The following is a 21027-nucleotide window of genomic DNA, read 5'->3' on the forward strand; positions in this document are numbered from 1 at the left end:
GGGTTGAATTTCAGTCTTGAGAGCGAACCACGAGAACCGAACACTTTGCATGACGCACCACGCGCGCCGCGTTGGGGCCGAGAAGATAGTCTTCGAGTTCGGGACGCCCTGCCGACATGATGATCAGATCGGTCCCGATTTCGCGCGCATAGTGGAGGATGACCTTGTAAATGACCCCGTGGTCAACGATGTGGCGGTGCCTGACTTCCGGGGGGATCACCTGCCTGGTGAAGGCATGAAGCTGCTGGTTGCCCGCTTCGAGTGCCTTTTTTTCGTGATCAGCGGGAAAAAAACCGCCCACAAATGACAGGCCGAAATCGGGGACCACGGTCAGGATGTGGATCTTGGATCCGAAATCGCGCGCATAGCGTACAGCGGTTTCAACAGCTTCGCGCTCATCGTCGAGATGGGCGAGGTCGATGGCAAGCAGGATATTGTCGTACATGTCGGCCTCTCAAGCTTTCGCCGTATCGGTTGCTGCGAGTTTTCCGCCATTGCGGCGCCGCCGCTGAAGCCAATAGACCAGTCCGAGTATCAAAAGGGCTGGGATGAACATCAGCTCCTTGGGGGGGCGGGACTCATCGACGACCAGTACTTCGGTGATCTGCATGCCGAAATTGACCCCGAAACGTTCGGCTTCCGATCCGAAATCGACAGACGTGATCTGGGCCTGCTCGCCCATGGTCATCACCTGCAATCCGGCCTGTGCCAAGCGCTCCTGGCCCGAGCCCTCCGGACCGAGATTGAGCATTACCGTTTTGGAGACGTTATCGCCCAGCGGCGATAATCCTTCGACACTTAGCCGGATATAGCCGTTCTCGGGCAACTGCTCGGCAATTTCGACGACCTCAGCGGGTGAGCGACTCTCATAGGGCGGATAAATCATATCCATCCAGAATCCGGGGCGGAACAGCGTGAAGCATACGATCAACAGGAGAACGGATTCATAGATGCGGCTGCGTACAATGAAGAACCCTTGCGTCCCGGCTGCGAACAGCAGCATGGCTCCGATTGAAGATACGACGAGGAGGATCAGTTCGAACGGCGAGCCGATGCCGATGAGCAGCAACTGGGTGTTGAAAATAAAGATGAAGGGCAAGAGCATAGTGCGGATGTCGTAGCTGATTGCCTTGAGCCCGGTGCGAATGGGATCGCCCCTCGAGACAGCCGCGGCCGCAAAGGACGCCAGACCTACGGGCGGTGTGACGTCGGCCATCAGCCCGAAATAAAAGACAAACAGGTGCGCGGCGATCAGTGGAATTACCAGCCCTTGTTGCGAACCTAGTTCCACGAGTACTGGCGCCATGAGCGTGGCGACGATGATGTAGTTGGCGGTGGTGGGAAGCCCCAGACCGAGCAGAATGCAAATCGCCGCGGTCAGAATGAGCATGATCAGCAGATTGCCACCCGAGACGTACTGGACCACATCGACCAGAACGCCGCCGATGCCTGTTTGAGCCACAACGCCCACGATGATGCCGGCGGCGGCGGTCGCGACGCCAATTCCAACCATATTGCGCGCGCCGGCGACCAGCCCCTGAAAGAGGTCGATGACCCCCTGTCGGGCTGGCCCGACAATGTCGGACGCCCGGCGCATCAGCGCAATGATGGGCCGTTGAGTGAGGAGAATGAAGATGAGGAAGGCCACGGCGTAAAAAGCCGAAAGACCCGGCGAAAGCCGTTCGACGATCAACGCCCAGACCAGTACGACGACGGGCAGGATGAAATGGAGGCCCGTGCGCAGGGTCTTGCCAACCTCGGGCAACTCGATCACGGGGGCGTTGGGGTCATCGAGTTCGAGATCGTCCTCGCGCGCCGCCACCCAGAGTAGGGCGAGATAAGCGAGAAGGACTCCAATGGCGACAATGTTGGTTGCGATTGGGCCGAAGACGTCGCGCGTCCAGCCAATGCCGTAATAGATGGCGCCTGCGAGAATGATCAGGCTCGCAACGGTGATGCCGAAGTTGATGGCCGAGCGATACCAGACAGTTTGCGTGCGGCGCGGCAGACCTTTGAGGTCATCCTTTACCGCTTCGAGATGCACGAGGTACAGCAGCCCGATATAGGAAATGATGGCCGGAAGAAAGGCGTGTCGAATGACATCGACATAGGGAATGCCGACATATTCGACCATCAGGAACGCTGCGGCGCCCATGACAGGGGGCATGATCTGGCCGTTGGTCGATGCGGCGACCTCTACGGCACCGGCACGTTCGGCGGGGAAGCCGACGCGCTTCATCAGGGGGATGGTGAAGGTGCCTGTGGTCACCACATTGGCAATCGATGAGCCTGAAATAAGCCCGGTCAATCCGGAAGCGACGACGGCGGCCTTGGCCGGGCCGCCGCGGAAGTGGCCGAGCAGCGAAAAGGCGACCTTGATGAAATAATTTCCGGCACCGGCCTTGTCGAGCAACGCACCGAACAGAACAAAGAGAAAGACGAAGCTCGTCGAGACCCCAAGGGCAATGCCGAAAACGCCTTCGGCGGTCAGCCATTGCTGGCTCATGGCGCGCTGAAAGGAGGAGCCGCGATGCGCGATCATGTCGGGCATGATCTGGCCGCCAAACGTATAGAACAGAAAAATGCAGGCGATTACCAACAGGGCCGGGCCGAGCGCGCGACGTGTGGCCTCAAGCAGCAAAACCATGCCAACGCCCGCTGCAATAAGATCGAGCAGAGTGGGCAGGCCGGGACGCGCCGCCAGATCGGTGTAGAATATGTACAGATAGCCAGCGGACACGGCCGCGAGCACTGCCAGGACCCAATCGACGGCGGGGACGACATCGAGCGGCTTGGGGCGGAAGGCGGCAAACGCAACTGCACCGGCCACCAGTGCCATGATTGCGAAAATGGGCCATTGCTCCGAACCGCCGGCAAAGAGCGAGGCCGCATAGAGCAGAAATCCTGCTCCAGCGAGCCCGAAGACGATGGCGAAGACGGGGACGCCGCCAGTGCGCTTCACTATGCCGGGATAGGCCGTAAAGGCAAGAAACAGTGCGAAGGCGAGATGGATTGAGCGCGCCTGGGTATCGTTGAAGATGCCGAAGCGGAACCAGAAGGGGAAGGGCGAAGCGATCCATATCTGGAACAATGACCAGGCCAGAGCGACAAGGAACAAGATTTTGGCTGGCAGGCCCGAAGGGTTGCGCGCGCCGGTATCGGCCTTGGCAACGATGTCCTCGGGATTGTCGCCGCCGACCGCTTGACCGGATGTTTGTTCGCTCATTGAAGCCTCCCGCATGCTCAGCCGAACCAAAACGGCCGGGGCGTTCTCACCCCGGCCGCAAAGCGTATTGGACTATTCGAGGAGACCGGCTTCCCGATAGTAGCGCTCGGCGCCTTCATGAAGAGGGGCCGAATTGCCCGAGCTCACCATGGTTTCAGGATCGAGCACCGCAAAGGCGGGGTGCAAGCCCTGGAACGTGTCGAAGTTTTCAAACACCGCCTTGGTGACCTCATAGACCACATCGGCGCTGGTTTGTGTCGAGCTGACGAGGGTGGCGCCGACACCGAAGGTGTTCACGTCTTCCTCGTTGTTATACATCCCGGCAGGGATGGTGGCGTGGAAGTAGTAGGGGGTTTCTTCCACCAGCGTATCAATGATGTCTCCGGTCACGTTGACCAGAACCGCATCACAGGTTGCAACGGGCTCCGAGATCGAACCCGAAGGATGGCCGACCGTAAAGACGAAGGCGTCGAAATTGTCGTCGCACAGCGCCTGGGCCTGCTCACGGCTGGGCAACTCCGAGGCAAGCTCGAAATCGTCCATGGTCCAGCCGTATTCTTCCATCAGCAATTCCATGGTGTTGCGTTGGCCAGAGCCAGGATTGCCGATATTGACGCGCTTGCCTTTCAGGTCTTCGAAATTCTCGATGCCGGCGTCGGCGCGGGCGACGACGGTAAAGGGTTCAGGGTGAAGAGAAAATACGGCACGCAGCTCCTCGAAGGGGCCGGCGCCGGCGAAGTCAGCTTCACCATTGAGCGCATTGTACTGGACGTCCGATTGGACGACACCCATGTCCAACTCGCCTTCGCGGATGGTATTGAGGTTAAAGACCGAACCACCTGTGGATTCGGCCGAACAGCGGATGCCATGTTCCCCGCGACCCTGATTGACCAGCGAACAGATCGCGCCACCAGCCGGGTAATAGACGCCGGTTACACCGCCCGTCCCGATTGTGACGAACTGTTGCTCCTGGGCGAGGCTTGGCGCCGAAACAAATGCAATCGCTCCGCCCAGCAGGGCGGCTGCTGCCTTGAGTGTCGTTTTGCGCGCAATTAAGGTGCTCATGGAAGTCTCCCTTGTAGATTTTTAGCTTTAGTCTACGAGGGGCAATCCTTTTCCATATTCGACTTTTGATCAACCCTTTGCGTCCGACGTGGTGCAATGAGCGGGCAGTCGGCAGAACGCCATGCTCCGCCGATCGGCTGGTTCTGGTGTCTTTTAGGATACGGCAGTTAAAGAGGCGATGAAGACGCTCACCTAACCGTGACAGTTCGGAATGTCAGTGAGACCCGGCGCCTGCGAGGGACCTTCTTGCCTTCTATCACGTCCGATTTGCGGGCAGGAATGCCATGAGACCAATTGAACCGGGCCTCGCCGCTCAGCACGAGCATGCTGCGAGGTGCAAGGGTATGGGTCAACGAGCGGCCGCAATCAATGTGGGTAAACTCCATCAAACATGTCGAGCCCAGACTGAGGGACGCGATGGTTTCGCCAAAACACGGTTCGCAGTCAACGTGAGAAGCGATGCCTTGGCCGGGCAAATATTCATTGACGATGACTTGGTCGGGTTGCTGGTGGAAAATTCCATCCTTCCGTAGCCGGTCTGCCATCACGGCCAGCCAGTCGGGCAGGGGACCAAGACAGGAGTCCACCGTTACACGTCGAGCCCTGTAGTCATAACGAAAGCCGTAGTGCTGGACGCGCCGTCTGAGATCCCCTAGCCACGTGGACCCATCGATGGTGCTCAAAAGCGCGACTTCGTACGCCTCATCGATATAGTCGGGGATGTAGCGGGATGACGGTGGCAACATCGGCAGGTCTCAGGTTTCACTGCACATTAACAATTGACCATCGCCGCGTCATGGCAGTTGAAACACCGAATTGAGGGATTGCCAATGCTCCGTGAGCCAAAGGGCTGTGCAGTGCTCTGCCCCGTTTGGGAGAGGCCGGCCATGGGAGTTGAGGAACGTTTCGGGAGGGTTCCGGGCGTTGCCGGCAAGCCCAAGACCATTCGATCTCGCAACTTGCAACAGTCGTGCCATAAATATGATTGCAATTGTCATGTTCTGTAATTAAGACTGCGCCGTGAAGATATTTTGCCTTGGGGGTGTGCCGGGGCCGTGCTGAACAGGCATCGGTACCGGTACTTGTTGCACGCTGCCCCGGTCTAAAGGCAAGCAGACAACGAGACGGCGTTATGCCCAGCAATGATCAGCCCGATGCAAGGAAAAATCCCGCGCGTCTTACAACCCAAGCCATTGCTGCCGGCTATGACTCGACGCAGATTCTCTCGGATGTTTCGCTCGCTGTTGCGAACGGGCAGATGACGGTGCTGGTCGGTCCGAACGGGTCGGGAAAATCGACGCTGCTCAAGACGATGGCGCGGATTCTGGCCCCGAATGCCGGGCAGGTCCTTTTAGACGGCAAATCGATCCATGCTGCCAAAAGTGTTCCCCGTCAGCGCCTATGGCACAGATTTGAGGTTGTGATTTAAGGAGGATTTGGGTCTCATCGTAGTGACGAAGGAACGAAGATGAGACCCAAATCCTCCAATGCAAAATCGCGGACCAAGGCCCCTGCGGAAGCCGTGGTAAAGGACATCCGCCGGGCCACCCGGCGGCATTTTTCGGCGGAAGACAAGATCAGGATCGTCCTGGAAGGCTTGCGCGGCGATGACAGCATCGCCGAGTTGTGCCGCAAGGAAGGCATCGCCCAGAGCCTGTATTACACCTGGTCGAAGGAATTCATGGAAGCGGGAAAGCGTCGGCTTTCTGGCGATACAGCCCGGGCCGCCACCAGCGACGAGGTCAAGGATCTGCGCCGTGAGGCCGGAGCGCTCAAGGAATGTGTTGCCGATCTGACGCTGGAAAACCGTCTGCTTAAAAAAAGCATGATCGCGGATGGGGACGACGACGCATGAGGTATCCATCATCCGAGAAGCTCGAGATCATCAGGCTGGTCGAGCAATCCCATCTGCCAGCAACACGAACGCTCGATAAACTGGGAATCCCACGCCGGACCTTCTACCGCTGGTATGACCGCTACCTCGAAGGCGGCCCAGAGGCGCTGAAAGATCGGCCATCGGCACCAAGCCGGGTGTGGAACCGTATCCCGCCTGACATCCGCGACCAGATCATCGAGCTGGCGCTGGAACAGTCCGAGCTGAGCCCGAGAGAACTGGCCGTGCGCTTCACCGATGAGAAGCGCTACTTCGTGTCGGAGGCCACGGTTTACCGCCTGCTGAAGGCCCAGGACCTGATCACCAGCCCGGCCTATGTGGTGATCAAGGCCGCCGATCGCTTCCATACCCAGACCACGCGGCCCAACGAGATGTGGCAGACCGATTTTACCTACTTCAAGATCATCGGCTGGGGTTGGATGTATCTGTCGACTGTGCTCGACGATTACTCGCGCTACATCATCAGCTGGAAGCTGTGCAGCACGATGCGCGCCGAGGACGTCACCGACACGCTGGATCTGGCGCTCGCGGCCTCGGGCTGCGATCAGGCCCATGTGTGCCACAAACCCCGGCTGCTCAGCGACAACGTCCTATGTCGGGAATTTTTTGCAGCGTAGGTCAACAGGTCATGGGGCACCCGGCGTTCCGGGTGCCCTTATAAAGTTGCCCAGACGGGCTCTGCCGTCAAGAAATGATCTCTTCCATAGCAAACACAGGGTACGCGCTGTGGCGGCCCTCACCGTCCTTAATACGAGATCCCAAATCCCAAGCAGAAGGCCCGAACATTATCTACGAGGTCAGCGAACTGCCTCACTGCCTCCACGGCTCCGACAGATGGAGGTCCTTCCGCCTGGGCTCGCCCCCTCAAAAAAGGGGCGATAGGGTTCGCCACGCTTAAGCACGGCGTGAACGGTGCGCGCCATCTTGGCTGCAATGGCAGTATAGGCCTTGCGGCGCAGATGGGCGTTGTGCCGATCCTTGGAGATGTATCGCTCGAATTTATCCCGGAAGCTATTGGTCCGTTTGAGAACTGCGGTTTGGCCAGCCATCCAGAGCGTTCGCCGCAATCGGGCATTACCGTATTTTGAGATGCGGCTGCTTCCACGAAACATGCCCGACTGAACTGTGGCGAGGTCCATGCCGCAGAACTTAAGAAACTGACGGTGGTGACGAAAACGACGCAGATCGCCGGCTTCGGCGAGGATGGTCATTGCGTTGATTGGCCCGATCCCGGGAATGGTCGTCAGCAACTGATAGTCAGGGTTATCCGATAGTAGCGCGACAGCACGGGCTTCAATCTCATCGCGTTGCCGGATCAGGCTACGACCTTCTGCAAGCACGAGCCGGAACATGCGGACAGCATCAGATTCTGGATGGACAGGCAGACCCACCGATCCGGTCGCCGTGGCGTAAATATCGGAAAGCAGGCGTTCTTTGGAGACCTTGCGGCCAACGACCTCCCAGGCATCCGCGATGAATGCATCGCGGTCCATGGCCGTGATCATGGATGGTGAGGGATACTTCTCCAGAAATGCAAGGAACCAATCTGTCCGTGAGCTTCGGTGGAATCGTTCGGCTTCGGGGAAATACAGCGGCAGGTAGTGGGTCAGAATACGGTGCCAGAGCTCAGTCTTGGAGCGGGAAACGATCTCGTGGGTCTTCGACAGTTCCTGGATATCGGCGGTCCCGGACACCAGCGGATCATGGAAGAACTGAACGGCCCCGATCTCGAGCATGTGCAGGATGACCTGGGCATCCTTCGGATCGTTCTTGTCCCAGCTATTGTGCAGCGCCTCACGTGTTCGCGCCAATCCGACAGATGACACAAGCTTGAGCTCGAAACCGGCCCGTCCAAGATGATGGGCCAGGGTCCGATGATAATTACCAGTCGCCTCGAACCCGATTCGCACCGGGAGATCATAAGCCGCAAGAACACCAGTCAGGCGTTCAAAATCTTCGAGCGTATTGGTGACTGTCAAACGACGACGGCGCTTTTTGCAAGGTATCCCGATCAGGACCTCATGGCGATGCTTGGAAATATCGATAGCGACCAACAAGGTGGACGCAATAGGATAGGTAGCGGTCATAGCCGTCTCCTCAGCGGTGTGGTTCAGCAAAACCACTGTTGAGACCTGAGACCGGTTATGGCCACCCGCTGCGCTATGTGGAGGCTACGCGCGTGGCCATAACCTAGCTGCAGCGCTTATTCCTGACGTGCTACGGCCCCAGCTACATCGCCGGCGACCTGGCCGAATATATTGAGGCCCAAGCCATGAGCCATGTGCGCGGCGCTCCAATGCATCCCCAGACCCAGGGCAAGATCGAGCGTTGGCATCAGACGCTGAAGAACCGCATCCTGCTGGAAAACTACTTCCTGCCGGGCGATCTCGAGGCCCAGATCGAGGCGTTCGTCGAGCACTATAACCACCGGCGCTATCACGAGAGCCTGCGCAATGTGACCCCCGCCGACGCCTACTTCGGCAGAGCCGCCGCCATCATCGAACAGCGAGAAAGGATCAAACGCAAGACAATCGAACATCGGCGCTTGCAGCACCGCAAGCTCGCCGCTTAATATTAACCCCCAGATGAGGCCAATGCTCCGCTAATCTACACCGCGAGTTGCGCCAAATGTTCTGACGACGGACAGATTTCAACGTCTACCGGACCATCGCCCAAGTCACCGGCACCACCGATGTGCTCGACAAGCTCGAGACCCGCTATCAGGCGCAGTTGGATATGATCGCGGGCCTGACCGACCCCGCTGAAACGCAAGTCAGCGTCATTCAGGCTTATGGCGGCGAATTGCAGGTTTGGAACACGTACGGTTCGCTGGGCAAGGTACTGCGCGACGCCGGTTTCGCCTTCCCTGCCGCCATTGACGCCATCGAAGGCAATGAGCGCCAGGTTTTTTCGGGCGAATCCTATCCGGAATTCGATGCCGATTTCATCTTCGTCACCTATGCGGTGGAGCGGGGCGAGACCCCGGCCATGGCACGCGCAGCGCTCGATGAGGTTTTGCCGGGCTGGTGCGAGGTAATACACGCCTGCCGCAACGGTCAGATTGTCTATATCCCGCGCGAGATCGCCTCGTCGGCGACCTACGATTCCCTCACCGCGCTCACCCAGATCGTCGCCTCCCATGTGGTGGGCCGCGATTACACGCCGCTCGAACAGTAAAGTCCAAACCGGGGGATCAAATCATGAGCCTGTTGAGATCAATCATTGCAATTGGCGCGATCGTTTTCGCCGCGCCAGTGCTGGCGCAGGAGACGCGCAGCTTTACCGACGATGCCGGGAGGACAGTGAACATCCCGGCCGATCCGCAGCGCATCGCGTCGCTGCAGGATCTTTCGATCACCATTCCGCTGATCGAGCTTGGCGTCCATCCGGTCGCCAGCCACGGACGGACCACCGAGGCGGGCGAGGGGTTCATCCGCTCGTCCAAGGTTTTGACCGGTGTCGATTTCGACAATTCCGACATCGCCTTTGTGGGCAATCTACCGGTCGATATCGAAGCTGTTGCCGCGGCCGAACCGGATCTGATCATCACGACCCCCTGGCAGACCGCTCCCGTGGAGCAGCTCGAATCCATTGCGCCGACCATCGTGCTCGATGACACAGTGCGCGGCGATTTCGGCATGTATGAAGCGCTGGCCGAGATTACCGGAACGACCGATACGCTGGCCATTCTTGAGGGCCGGTATGACAACCAGATCGAACAGATCAAGCGCCTGATCGATACGGGATCAGTGTCGGTGAACGTGATCCAGGGCGTTAACGGCGAGGTGCTGTCCTGGCACACATATGGCGGTTTGGGGCGAGTGTTGCGCGATGCGGGATTTGTATTTCCCGAACGCGTGGACGCCATACCTGAGGGTGAATTCGCGCGCATGAGCGCCGAGGCATTGCCTGAACTCGATGCCGATTTCGTGTTCGTGACCTATCGAACCGATACGCTGGAAACCCCCGAAGATGCTTTCGGGCATCTCGAGCAGGTGGTCCCCAATTTCTGCGATTATCTCCACGCATGCCGGGAAAATCAGATGATCGTCATGCCGCGCGAGGAGGCGTCCGCCAGCTCCTACTATGCACTTGGAGTCATGGCTTACACCGTCATCTCGCACATTTCGGGCCGCGATTTCACGCCCAAGCCTGAATAGTGTCGATCTCACGCTGAAAGAAAACGTCGCTTATGAACGCCATACTCTCTTTGGCCCTCGGGGCCGCATTGGCCCTTTCGTCCTTTCCCGCCATTGCGCAGGAAAGTCGCACCTTCACCGATGGGACAGGCACCGAGATCGCCGTACCCGCGAATCCGCAGCGCATTGTGACGCTGCATGACAGCCGGCTCACCGTGCCTTTGCTCGAACTCGGAGTCGTGCCGGTCGGCAGTCACGGTCGGCTGGCCGAGGACGGAACGCCCTTTATCCGCTCGAGCCTCGAAATCACCGGCTACGATTTCGCCAACACCGATATCACTTTCGTCGGCGAAACACCCATCGACGTCGAACAGGTCGCCGCACTCGAACCCGATCTGATCATCGCCCCCAATTGGGAGGAGGCCGGCATCGACCAGTTGCGCACCATCGCGCCGACCTATGTCTTTGACTATGGCGATATCACGGACGAGTTCGAAATCTACCAAAAACTTGCCGAACTTGCTGGCGTCGAGGATCGCCTCGAGACGCTGGAAGCGCGCTACGCAGAGCAGATTGCCATGATCCGGGCACTGGTTGACGATCCCGCCGACATTACGGTCAACGTCATCCAGCCGCGCCAGGGCCAAATCCGGGTGTGGAATACCTATTTTTCGCTCGGCAAGGTATTGCGCGACGTAGGCTTCTCGTTCCCCGAAGCAGTGGACGGTATCGGACAGACAGATGTTGCCGATTTCAGCGCCGAAGTTCTTCCTGAACTCGATGCCGATTTCATCTTCATCACCTATCCGCTCAAGGCGTTCGGGCAGACGCCCGCCGATACCGATGCGGGCATGGCCGAAGTTCTGCCCGGTTGGTGTGACGTACTCCACGCCTGCCGCAACAGTCAGGTGATCTACCTGCCGCGTTCGGTGGCGTCCTCGACGGCCTATGAGGCCTTGGGACAGATGGCTCAGGCCGTCGGCAGCCATATTGTCGGGCGCAATTTCGTGTCGATGCCAGAATAAATGATCTGGTCCGCCGGGAGTCCAGCGGACCTGTCTTTCGCTAAACTGAGCGCTGATTGACCCGCTTGGCAACCGCCTCAGCGCTCTCGACCCGTTCGGAGTAACGGTCGACCAGATAGTCGGCCCGATCGCGCACCAGGAGAGTGAATTTGACCAGTTCTTCCATCACATCAACGATGCGGTTGTAAAATGGCGACGGGCGCATGCGCCCGGCCTCATCGAATTCGTTGAAGGCCTTGGGTACCGAGGACTGGTTGGGGATAGTGACCATACGCATCCAACGGCCCAGAATACGGAGCTGGTTCACGGCGTTAAACGATTGACTGCCGCCGTTGACCTGCATCACCGCGAGCGTGCGCCCTTGCGTGGGGCGAATACCGCCCATTGAGAGGGGAAGCCAGTCGATCTGCGACTTCATAACGCCGGTCATCGCCCCATGCCGCTCGGGTGAGCACCAGACCATACCCTCTGACCACATCGCGAGTTCGCGCAGTTCGACGACCTTGGGATGATCCTTGGGCGCGCCATCGGGGAGCGGAAGACCCTCGGGGTTGAAGATGCGCGTCTCAGCGCCGAAGCGACGCAGGATGCGGGCGGCTTCAAACGCGGCAAAGCGCGAATAAGAGCGCTCGCGCAGCGAGCCGTACAACAAGAGGATGCGCGGGGCATGTTGCTTGTGTTCCGGCGTGAGCAGGGCCGCTTCGTCGATGGAGTGAAAGTGCTCTTCCGCAAGGGCGGGGAAACTATCGATCTCAGACAATGCGCTTTCCGCTTCCGTCTATGACGACCTTTCCATCTTCCTTGGTGAACGACCCGATATCGGGATTGGGGAGGATATCGAGCACCAATTCGGACGGACGGCATTGACGTACGCCCTTGTCGGTGACCACGAAGGGGCGGTTGATAAGGATGGGGTGGGTCAGCATTGCGTCGATCAGTGCTTCATCGGTGACTGAAGGATCGTCGAGACCGAGTTCGGTGTATGGCGCTTCTTTCTTTCGCATCGCATCGCGGACCGACAGACCCGACCGCACGATGAGATCGACAAGCGTTTCGCGGCTCGGCGGGGTCTTGAGATATTCGACGATTTCGGGCTCTTCGCCGGACTGGCGGATCATGGCGAGCGTGTTGCGCGACGTGCCGCAGTCGGGATTGTGATAGATGGTTATGGCCAAGTCAGACCTCCGTGAAGCGATGGCGGGTGCGGTTGGCGATAGCGACCAGCGAGAGCATGACAGGCACTTCCACCAGCACGCCGACCACCGTGGCGAGCGCGGCGCCCGAATTGAGCCCGAACAGGGATATCGCCACCGCCACTGCGAGCTCGAAGAAGTTCGAAGTGCCGATCAGGGCGCAGGGGGCCGCAATATTGAAGGGAACCTTCCATTTCCACGCGGCCCAATAGGTGATGGCAAAGATGCCGTAGGACTGGATCAGCAGTGGGATGGCGATCAGGACAATGACCAGCGGGTTGGCGAGGATCGTCTGCCCCTGAAAGCCGAACAGCAGGACTACGGTCGCCAGAAGTCCGATAATCGAGGCGGGTTTGATCCGTGCGTTGAACGCGTCGATGCGGCGCGTTTCGGCAGCATGACCACGCAAGAGCATCTGGCGCGTGATGGCGCCGGCGATCAGTGGTAGAATGACGTAGAGCCCAACCGAGAGCAGCAGGGTTTCCCACGGAACGGTGATGTCGGTCAGGCCAAGCAGCACCGCAACGATAGGGGCGAAGGCAACGACCATAATCGCGTCGTTCACTGAAACCTGGACGAGGGTATAGTTGGGATCGCCCTTGGTCAGTTGCGACCAGACAAAGACCATGGCGGTGCAGGGGGCTGCACCCAGAAGGATTAGGCCGGCGATATATTGCTGGGCATCGGTCGGATCGATCAGCGGCGCGAAGAGGAAATTGAAGAAAAGGACCGCCAGTAGCGCCATGGAAAACGGCTTGATGAGCCAATTGACCACGAGTGTGAGCACCAGCCCCTTGGGCTGCCGACCGACCTGACCGATGGCGGTAAAATCTACGGCGACCATCATGGGATAGACCATGGCCCAGATGAGCACGGCGACGACGAAATTGACCGAGGCGTATTCCAGGCCGGCGAGGGCGGCAAACAGATCGGGCATGAGATTGCCGAGCACGACACCGGCAATAATGCAGGCGGCGACCCAAACCGAAAGCCATTTCTCAAAAAAGCCGATGCCGCCCGCCGGGGCGGGAGCGATTGTGTCCAATGTCATCAGATCAGTCCTGCGTTTGGCCGATGGCGTCGAGTTTGGACTTGAGTGCCAACCGATCGAGGCTGGCGATGGGCAAATTGAGGAGCAGGGAGATACGGTTGCCCAATTGGCGCGCAGCCTGGGCGAACGCAAGGTGTCGCTCCGCGTCGGTGCCCTCCGCAGCGGCAGGATCGGGGACGCCCCAATGCGCGGTCATGGGATGACCGGGCCATATCGGGCAGGTCTCATTTGCCGCCGTGTCGCAGACCGTGAAGATGAAGTCGAACTCGGGAGCGCCCGGCTCAGCGAATTCATCCCAGCTTTTCGAACGGGCAAAACCTGTGTCTATCCCCAGGCTCTTGAGCAGATCGAGCGTGAAGGGATGGACCTCGCCCTTGGGCTGACTGCCGGCGGACCAGGCCTTGAAGCGGCCTTTGCCGTCACGATTGAGCAGGGCTTCGGCAATGATCGAGCGCGCGGAATTGCCCGTGCACAGGAAAAGGACGGAATAGGGTGTGTCAGTCACAGCAGGGCTCCGTGGCGGATTGTTGCAGGCAAGAGAGATTGGTAACCAGCGGCGCGCACACTTCGGGACGTCCGCCGCAGCAATCTTCGAGCAGAAACGCCACGAGATCGCCGGCAGCCTTGTAGTTGGCGCTATAGCGAATGGTCCGGCCCTCACGTTGGGAGACGATCAGCCCCGAGCGGGTGAGGGCGGCAAGATGACTGGAAATCGTATTTTGCCGTCCATTGACGGCCTCGGCAACTTCACCCGCGGGCAGACCCTCGGGGCCAATTTTGACCAGACGCCGGAAAATGGCCAGGCGGGTCGGCTGGGAAAGCGCATCAAAAGCGGTAAGAGCATGTTCAGTATCCATATATCGAGAAATATCGATATATGGATACTGCGTCAAGGTGGTTTTGCAGGGGGGATCCATCGGACCCTGAATGCAAGAGCGTGTCCAGTTAAAGTGGAAACCACTCATCCGGTTCGGAAGCGCGACAAGACAAGGTCCTGGATCGTTGCGCCGCTTTAGCGAACCGGTGAACTGATCTAGGCTGCAAGGCCCGCAAGGTTGAAGGCAATTCCGGCTGCGGCGCAGCTTGCCAAAACGGTGACCGGGCCGAGGCCGAACCGGAAGATTGCAATCATCGCCGCCGCGATCAGCAGGGCCGACAGCCAGTCAATCGAGGCGAGCATTGGGATGTCGAGGTTCAGTCCGAAGGCGGAAAATTCCACGACTTCGGAGAACACCACATGCAGCCCGAACCATATCGCCAGATTGAGAATAACCCCGACAACGGCCGCGGTGATGGCGGTCAGGGCGGCGGTCAGAATCTTGTTGTCCCGCAACCGCTCGATGAAGGGTGCGCCCAGGAATATCCATAAGAAACACGGCGCGAAGGTAACCCAGGTGGTCAGCAAGCCGCCGAGTGTTCCTGCAAGCAAGGGCGGCAGCGTACCGGGAGCGCGGAAAGCACCCATGAAGCCGACGAACTGGGTGACCATGATAAGGGGGCCGGGCGTCGTTTCGGCCATGCCCAACCCATCGAGCATTTCGCCGGGGGACAGCCATCCAAAATTCTGAACCGCTTCCTGGGCGACATAGGCAAGAACCGCATAAGCACCGCCAAAAGTGACGATGGCCATAACGCTAAAAAAACCGGCGATTTGCGAGAACACATCATCGGGTCCCAAAAGAGCGAAAAGAAATGCGACCGGGATCAGCCAAAGGGAGAGAATGACAAGGGAAATCCGAAGCGCCCAACCCGCATCGACGTGGGTGTGGGCCGGAGATTCCTGACCGAGCAGCGTGTCGGCATCGGCGATTTGAGTGCCTCCGATCTTGCCGTGATTGAGTTTGGGCTCGAAGGCGGGCATCCCGGCCCGCGCGCCCAGAAATCCGATCAGGCCGGCAGCTAGGATGATGAGTGGAAACGGTACGGCAAAGCCGAAAATGGCGATAAATGCGCCGGCGGCGATGGCCAGCATCGCGCCGTTTTTCAGCGCCCGACCGCCGATGCGGATAACGGCTTGGATGACGATCGCGAGCACGGCGGCCTTGAGCCCGAAAAACAGCCCCTCCACGATCCCGATATTGCCCCAGATGGCATAGATCCAACTCAGGGCCATGATGGCGACGGCCCCGGGCATAACGAACAACACGCCAGCTATGATGCCACCTGCAGTGCGGTGCATCAGCCAGCCTATATAGACGGCGAGTTGCTGCGCCTCGGGTCCGGGCAGGAGCATGCAATAGTTCAGCGCGTGCAAAAACCGCTGTTCGCCGAGCCATTTTTGTTCCTCGACCAGAATGCGGTGCATCATCGCGATCTGGCCGGCCGGCCCGCCAAAGCTCAAGAGCCCGATCCGCGCCCAGATCTTTGTAGCCTCGGCGAGTGTGGGATAAGAGTGATTCTGCATGCGCGTCCAGAATATCAGATTGGTGACGCGCAGTTTAACTACGCAATAGCTTCAAATGTCTATTGCGCCTCAATGACGGTCGGATGAAGATCGGAAATTGCAGCGGTGACTGCAGGCTCCACGCCCGGCTCACCGTGCTGACAGTCAGCCAGCGGTCTATCCCCAAAGTTGGGCCTATGGCCGATATCCCACATCTATCGTCGCCCGCCCGGAGGCGAGCCTGGAAACGCAGGCGCACATGCGCTTGCCTTCCTCTTTTTCTTCGGCGCTGAAAAATACGTCCCGGTGATCGATCTCGCCGGTTCGGTCCACCACATCAACGGCGCACAGGCCGCATTCGCCGCGCTGACAGTCGTAGATCATATCGACCCCGGCCGCCATCAACGCTTCGAGCAGGCTTTGATCGGGTCGCACTGAAACCGTTACACCGCGATTGGCGACGGTGACTTCAAACGCATCCTCGGCAAATGCGCCGCTGTCACCGAAAACCTCGTAACGCAACCGGCCCGGCGGCCGGCCGGCACTCTCCCAGGCGGCCTTGACGGCATTCAGCATGGGGATCGGTCCGCAAACATAGAGTTCGCCATTATCCGGCAGCGCGGCGATTTCGCCTGCGACGTCGATGAACTCCTCCTGTTCTCCGTCGCGGAGCGCGACCGAGGTACCCAATTGCGCCAGAATATCGTCCGCATAGGCCATCAGCGCCTTGCTGCGCGCGCCATAAACCAGCCGGAATGGAACGCCCCGCGCTTGGAGCGCCAACGCCATGCCGTAGATGGGTGTTATCCCGATTCCGCCGGCGAGCAGCAGGTAGTAAGGGGCGCGCCAGGAGAGCTCGAACCGGTTCTCGGGCAAACTCATGGTGATCGGATCGCCAGGGGCCAAGGTCCACATGAACTGCGAACCGCCCCGGCTTTTTTCGTGCAGTTTCACTGCCACCCGGATCTGCCCAGGGTGCGGGGTGGGCACGCAGCTATAAGTGCGTGTCACCGGGGCGCCTGAGATTTGCGTTTGAAAGTTGACGTGGGAGCCGGGATCGAACCGCGGCAGCCTCCCCTCAAGCGCAAAATCGATTTGCCGGACATCGCTCGCGACGTTGCAAACAGCCGCGACGCGCGCCTGGCGCCATTCAAGCTTGCTGCGCATGGGGTCTCCTCCTTATTCGTTGACCAAAGCCAGCGCGGGTACACGCGCCAAAAGGCTCCGGTCTTCCTCCATGACATATTCGAGATTTGCCCGCGCCAGCCGTGCGTGCTCGCGTGCGAGGGCTTCGGCGCGTGTGCCCTCGCCCATTTCGATCGCCTCGACGATGGCGCGATGCTGAGCCTGGCCTGTCACCAGAGACCTGCGGAAGGCGGGGACATCGGCCTGTTTGTCCAGAAACGCGCTGGGTGAGGCAAAGGGCAGATTTTTGACGCGTTCGACTTCCCGCCTTATCGTTTCGCTTCCGGCCAATCCGGCCAGGGCGTCGTGGAACGCTGCGTTAAGCTCAACATAGCGATCGAAATCGAGCGCCTCGGGCCAGTCGGCAACCGCGCCCTCCAGTGCTTCAACGATGTCTTTCAGCGCCGCCAGCCGCTCGGGCAGCGCCCCGCGTTCCGCGGCCAGCCGGGCTGCGGTGCCTTCCAGAACGCCTCGCAATTCGATGGCATCGAGCACCTCGGCGCGCGAAAAGCGCCGCACTGCATATCCACCTGAAGGCAGGATTTTAACGAGCCCTTCCTGTTCCAGCCGCGCCAGTGCCGCCCGGATCGGGGTGCGTGATATCCCCAGTCGCTCGGCGATAGCGACTTCGGAAAGCCGGGTGCCCGGCGTCACTGCACCGCCCAGCACGAGATCGCGGATACCCATCAGCGCCTTGAGCGCTTGGGGTTGCTGATGGAGCGGATGGGTCTGGCTCATCGCTATTCGGCTGCGTTCTGGACGGCCTGCTCTTCGGCGATCATCCGGTCGATCAGTTTGCGTGCCCACATCGATCCGGCGTCGATATTGAGATTGTAGATGACGTGGTCGGGATTGGCGTCGATGGCGATCTGCTGGGCCTCGAGAATCGTTTCATCCTCGCGGAAGATCGAGGCGACACCCTCACGCAGCTCATGGGTGCGACGTTGCTCGTCTAGATTATAGTTGCGCGCGAAGGCCCAGAAATAGTGGCAGGTTTTGTCGGTTTCGGGGGTGATGGTGTTGAGGACGAAGCCGTTCACACCCTCGCTTCTGTCGCCCTCGGGAGCGCCAGTGCCGTGGGGGGCTACTCCCACGTCGATGGCAATGGTCGCGGGCGCCTCGAAATTGATGATCTGCCAGCGATCCACATTGCCCGGCTTGCCCAGTTGCGCGCGCCAGAATGGAGGGGGGTCGATATCGGTCATCCAGCGCGTAATCGTCGCTGTGGTGTTCGAATGGGTGGCGGTGAACGGCGCTTCGGCCACGGCCCGGTTGCCGATGGATGAGCCATGCACGTAGGTCTCGTGGGTCAGGTCCATCAGGTTATCGATCACGAGGCGATAGTCGCACTTGACGTGGATCATCTTGCCATCCGCGGCCCATTCGGGGTCGTCGTTCCAATGCAGATCAGGGACCTTATCGGGGTCAGCGAGCGCCGGGTCACCCATCCACAGCCAGATGAAGCGGTGTTTCTCGACCAGAGGATAGGCTTTGACGCAGGCAGAAGGATTAATCGTGTCTTGGGATGGCATGTATACACATCGGCCCGTGTCGTCGAATTCGAGCCCGTGATAGCCGCAAATGACGTTGTCGCCGTAAAGCTCACCCATGGAGAGCGGTAGCAGTCTGTGCCAACACGCATCGGCGAGCGCAGCCGCCGTTCCATCTTGTCGGCGGTACAAAACCACCGGCTTTCCGCAGATTTTACGGGGAAGCAGCGCGCGCTTGACTTCGACGTCCCACGCCGCTGCATACCATGCATTCAAGGGGAATGTCTGATCGCTCATGTTCGGCCACCTCCACGATGCCATATTGTCTGTTTTATGTTATAATGAAATGTATACATTATGCGACCATGACTGGCAATACGGCCGAAACTCTGGTGAGGTGGCTGTGGCGGCCTGTGCCCAATAATTGTGCATTCTGGTGGATTGCCTAGAACCTAAAGCTGCGCCATAACGCGGCCCATGCCTCACACGCTTTCCATTCTGGTGGTTGACGACAATCGCATCCGGGCCTCGATCATCGAGGACGGCTTGCGTGAGGCCGGTCATGGGCCGGTTCATGTCATCACGGAAATCAATGAGGTTGCGAGCCGGATTGGGGAAATCGCGCCCGATGTGGTGATCATCGATCTCGAGAATCCCAACCGCGACATGCTCGAACACTTCTTTGCTCTTTCGCGCGTCCTGCAGCGGCCGATTGCCATGTTCGTGGATCGGGCCGATCCCGGCTCGATCGAGGCCGCCGTCGAGGCAGGGGTTTCTGCCTATGTCGTCGATGGACTGAAAAAGGAGCGGGTCAAGCCGATCCTCGATATGGCGATTTCGCGCTTCAACGCCTTTTCGCGGTTGAGGGGCGAACTCGCTGCAGCGCGTTCCGAACTCGAGGACCGCAAGACTGTCGAAAAGGCCAAGGGCATATTGATGCGCACCCGCGGGCTGTCCGAGGATGAAGCCTATAGCCTGCTGCGCAAGACGGCCATGAACCAGAACCGCAAGATCGCCGAAATCGCTCAAAGCCTGATTACGGCGGCAGGGTTGCTCGAACCATGAGCAAGGGGACGCAAAAATGGGGCTGACACAGATCACCTTGGGCTATGTGCCGTTGCTAGACAGTGCGGTGTTGATTGCCGCCCAGGAACAGGGGTTTGCCGAGGCTGAAGGGCTCGAGTTCGGGCTCGTGCGCGAAACGTCCTGGGCCAACATCCGAGACCGGGTGGCTGTGGGCCATTTCGACGGCGCGCATATGCTGGCGCCCATGCCGCTGAGTGTAAATCTCGGGCTGACCCCGCTCGATGTGCCGCTTATAGCGCCAATGGCGCTGGGGCTCGGTGGTAACGCCGTCACCGTGGGGCTACCGCTTTGGCGGGCTATGGAGGAGCACGGCGCCAGTTCGGGAGTCAATGCGAGTGCAAGCGGAATGGCGCTCGCCAAGGTCATTGCCGGTCGGCGCGAAAGAGGTCTGCCGCCGCTGCGCTTCGGGGTGGTTCATCCCGAAAGCGGGCATAATTACGAGCTGCGCTACTGGCTGACCGCTTCGGGCGTCGATACGACGCGAGACATCGAGATCGTGGTCGTGCCGCCGCCCTTCCTGCCCGACGCTCTGGGCGCTGGTCGTGTCGATGGCTATTGCGTTGGTGAGCCGTTCAATTCGGTTGCGATCGCGCGCGGCGTTGGGCGTATTGTGACGATCAAATCGTCCATATGGCGCTCCAGTCCGGAAAAGGTGCTTGGCGTGCGCCGTGAATGGGCCGAAAGGTTTCCCGAGCAGATGGCCGCAGTCATTAGGGCCATAACGCGTGCCGCGCGGTGGTGCGGAGACCCTGACAATCACGATACGCTCGCCAGGGTTCTATCCAGAGAGGATAGGCTGGGCATTTCCTCGGCCATCCTCATGCGTGCCCTGACTGGGCGACTGTATATCGGCGACAAGGAAATCATCGATGTGCCGGACTTTTTCCTGCCGTTCGAGCGCGCCGCGAATTTCCCATGGATCAGCCATGCGCTGTGGTTTTATTCCCAGATGGTGCGCTGGCAACAAGTCGGACACAGTACAGAAAACGCGCACAAGGCCGCCGGCACGTATCGCCCTGATATTTATCGTGCGGCACTGGACGGTATGGGCATCGCGGTGCCCTCGGCGAATTCCAAGGTCGAAGGTGCACTGGCTGAGGCTACGGCGCTCGGGGCTCAGGGCGGGCGCCTGATGCTTGGGCCGGATGGCTTTTTTGACGGTGCCCAGTTCGATCCTGAGGCGCTCGACCTCTATATCGCAAGCCAGGCTCTGCCGTCCGGCCAGTAGGGTGGAGCAGCATTGCTATCGCGGTGGGCAATTGCGGGCTCGCGCACAGAAATTGTGCATTC

The 21027-nt window shown here is 59.5% G+C and carries 20 protein-coding genes and 2 pseudogenes; 8 read left to right on the plus strand and 14 right to left on the minus strand.

All coding sequences use genetic code 11. The annotated features are described in order from the left end of the window. Positions 1-10: 10 nt before the first annotated feature. From OF122_RS05085 to OF122_RS05100, 4 genes are all read right to left on the minus strand, one after another. Positions 11-445: a universal stress protein gene (locus OF122_RS05085; protein WP_264226729.1), complete on the minus strand. Its 435-nt coding sequence runs from the start codon at positions 443-445 to the stop codon at positions 11-13. 9 nt (positions 446-454) lie between these two features. Next, positions 455-3226 (minus strand): TRAP transporter permease, encoded by a 2772-nt coding sequence (locus OF122_RS05090; RefSeq protein WP_264226730.1) that lies wholly within the window; start codon positions 3224-3226, stop codon positions 455-457. Positions 3227-3298: 72 nt separating this feature from the next. After that, complete coding sequence (locus OF122_RS05095) at positions 3299-4291, minus strand: TAXI family TRAP transporter solute-binding subunit (RefSeq protein ID WP_264226731.1); 993 nt, start codon at positions 4289-4291, stop codon at positions 3299-3301. A gap of 188 nt (positions 4292-4479) precedes the next feature. Beyond that, positions 4480-5037, minus strand: a complete 558-nt coding sequence (locus OF122_RS05100) for an alpha-ketoglutarate-dependent dioxygenase AlkB (RefSeq protein ID WP_264226732.1) — start codon at positions 5035-5037, stop codon at positions 4480-4482. A gap of 386 nt (positions 5038-5423) precedes the next feature. On the opposite strand from OF122_RS05100, the gene OF122_RS05105 reads away from it, so the two are divergent. Both OF122_RS05105 and OF122_RS05110 read left to right on the plus strand, forming a co-directional pair. Further along, positions 5424-5720 (plus strand): ATP-binding cassette domain-containing protein, encoded by a 297-nt coding sequence (locus OF122_RS05105; protein WP_264226733.1) that lies wholly within the window; start codon positions 5424-5426, stop codon positions 5718-5720. Positions 5721-5759: 39 nt separating this feature from the next. Continuing rightward, a pseudogene (locus tag OF122_RS05110) lies at positions 5760-6772 on the plus strand (helix-turn-helix domain-containing protein); the annotation flags it as partial. A 210-nt stretch (positions 6773-6982) separates the two neighbouring features. On the opposite strand, the gene OF122_RS05115 reads toward OF122_RS05110, so the two are convergent. Continuing rightward, complete coding sequence (locus OF122_RS05115; protein ID WP_264225600.1) at positions 6983-8272, minus strand: IS110 family RNA-guided transposase; 1290 nt, start codon at positions 8270-8272, stop codon at positions 6983-6985. A gap of 134 nt (positions 8273-8406) precedes the next feature. On the opposite strand from OF122_RS05115, the pseudogene OF122_RS05120 reads away from it, so the two are divergent. From OF122_RS05120 to OF122_RS05135, 4 genes and pseudogenes are all read left to right on the plus strand, one after another. Then, positions 8407-8757 (plus strand): annotated as a pseudogene (locus OF122_RS05120) (integrase core domain-containing protein); the annotation flags it as partial. 95 nt (positions 8758-8852) lie between these two features. Further along, positions 8853-9362, plus strand: a complete 510-nt coding sequence (locus OF122_RS05125; protein ID WP_408636327.1) for a TroA family protein — start codon at positions 8853-8855, stop codon at positions 9360-9362. A gap of 23 nt (positions 9363-9385) precedes the next feature. Next, entirely contained in the window at positions 9386-10345 is a 960-nt protein-coding gene (locus tag OF122_RS05130) for an ABC transporter substrate-binding protein (RefSeq protein WP_264226735.1), read from the plus strand. 32 nt (positions 10346-10377) lie between these two features. After that, positions 10378-11349 (plus strand): ABC transporter substrate-binding protein, encoded by a 972-nt coding sequence (locus tag OF122_RS05135; RefSeq protein WP_264226736.1) that lies wholly within the window; start codon positions 10378-10380, stop codon positions 11347-11349. 40 nt (positions 11350-11389) lie between these two features. On the opposite strand, the gene arsH is transcribed toward OF122_RS05135, so the two are convergent. The 9 genes from arsH to OF122_RS05180 form a co-directional block, all read right to left on the minus strand. Next, positions 11390-12109, minus strand: coding sequence for an arsenical resistance protein ArsH (arsH, locus tag OF122_RS05140; protein WP_264226737.1), 720 nt, complete (start codon positions 12107-12109; stop codon positions 11390-11392). Continuing rightward, on the minus strand, positions 12102-12524 hold the full coding sequence (arsC, locus tag OF122_RS05145; RefSeq protein WP_264226738.1) for an arsenate reductase (glutaredoxin): 423 nt from the start codon (positions 12522-12524) through the stop codon (positions 12102-12104). Before arsC ends, arsH begins: the two co-directional genes overlap by 8 nt. A gap of 1 nt (position 12525) precedes the next feature. Beyond that, positions 12526-13593: an ACR3 family arsenite efflux transporter gene (gene arsB / locus OF122_RS05150; protein ID WP_264226739.1), complete on the minus strand. Its 1068-nt coding sequence runs from the start codon at positions 13591-13593 to the stop codon at positions 12526-12528. 4 nt (positions 13594-13597) lie between these two features. Further along, positions 13598-14098: an arsenate reductase ArsC gene (locus OF122_RS05155; protein ID WP_264226740.1), complete on the minus strand. Its 501-nt coding sequence runs from the start codon at positions 14096-14098 to the stop codon at positions 13598-13600. After that, on the minus strand, positions 14091-14450 hold the full coding sequence (locus OF122_RS05160) for an ArsR/SmtB family transcription factor (protein WP_264226741.1): 360 nt from the start codon (positions 14448-14450) through the stop codon (positions 14091-14093). The genes OF122_RS05155 and OF122_RS05160 overlap by 8 nt, the downstream gene beginning before the upstream one ends. Positions 14451-14626: 176 nt before the next feature. Continuing rightward, positions 14627-15997: a chromate efflux transporter gene (gene chrA / locus OF122_RS05165; RefSeq protein WP_264226742.1), complete on the minus strand. Its 1371-nt coding sequence runs from the start codon at positions 15995-15997 to the stop codon at positions 14627-14629. Between the two features lie 174 nt (positions 15998-16171). Then, positions 16172-17143, minus strand: a complete 972-nt coding sequence (locus OF122_RS05170) for a PDR/VanB family oxidoreductase (RefSeq protein ID WP_264226743.1) — start codon at positions 17141-17143, stop codon at positions 16172-16174. Positions 17144-17155: 12 nt separating this feature from the next. Continuing rightward, complete coding sequence (locus OF122_RS05175; RefSeq protein ID WP_264226745.1) at positions 17156-17899, minus strand: GntR family transcriptional regulator; 744 nt, start codon at positions 17897-17899, stop codon at positions 17156-17158. A gap of 2 nt (positions 17900-17901) precedes the next feature. Further along, positions 17902-18948, minus strand: coding sequence for an aromatic ring-hydroxylating dioxygenase subunit alpha (locus OF122_RS05180; RefSeq protein WP_264226746.1), 1047 nt, complete (start codon positions 18946-18948; stop codon positions 17902-17904). A gap of 180 nt (positions 18949-19128) precedes the next feature. Between OF122_RS05180 and OF122_RS05185 the strand changes: the two genes are divergently transcribed. Then, the gene (locus OF122_RS05185) at positions 19129-19716 is read left to right on the plus strand and encodes an ANTAR domain-containing response regulator (protein ID WP_264226747.1); all 588 of its coding nucleotides are present in this window, start codon (positions 19129-19131) and stop codon (positions 19714-19716) included. A gap of 16 nt (positions 19717-19732) precedes the next feature. Continuing rightward, the gene (locus OF122_RS05190; RefSeq protein WP_264226748.1) at positions 19733-20965 is read left to right on the plus strand and encodes a CmpA/NrtA family ABC transporter substrate-binding protein; all 1233 of its coding nucleotides are present in this window, start codon (positions 19733-19735) and stop codon (positions 20963-20965) included. The last annotated feature ends 62 nt before the right edge of the window (positions 20966-21027 follow it).

Origin of the sequence: Pelagibacterium flavum, assembly GCF_025854335.1 — a bacterium.
GTDB classification, from domain to species: Bacteria; Pseudomonadota; Alphaproteobacteria; order Rhizobiales; family Devosiaceae; genus Pelagibacterium; species Pelagibacterium flavum.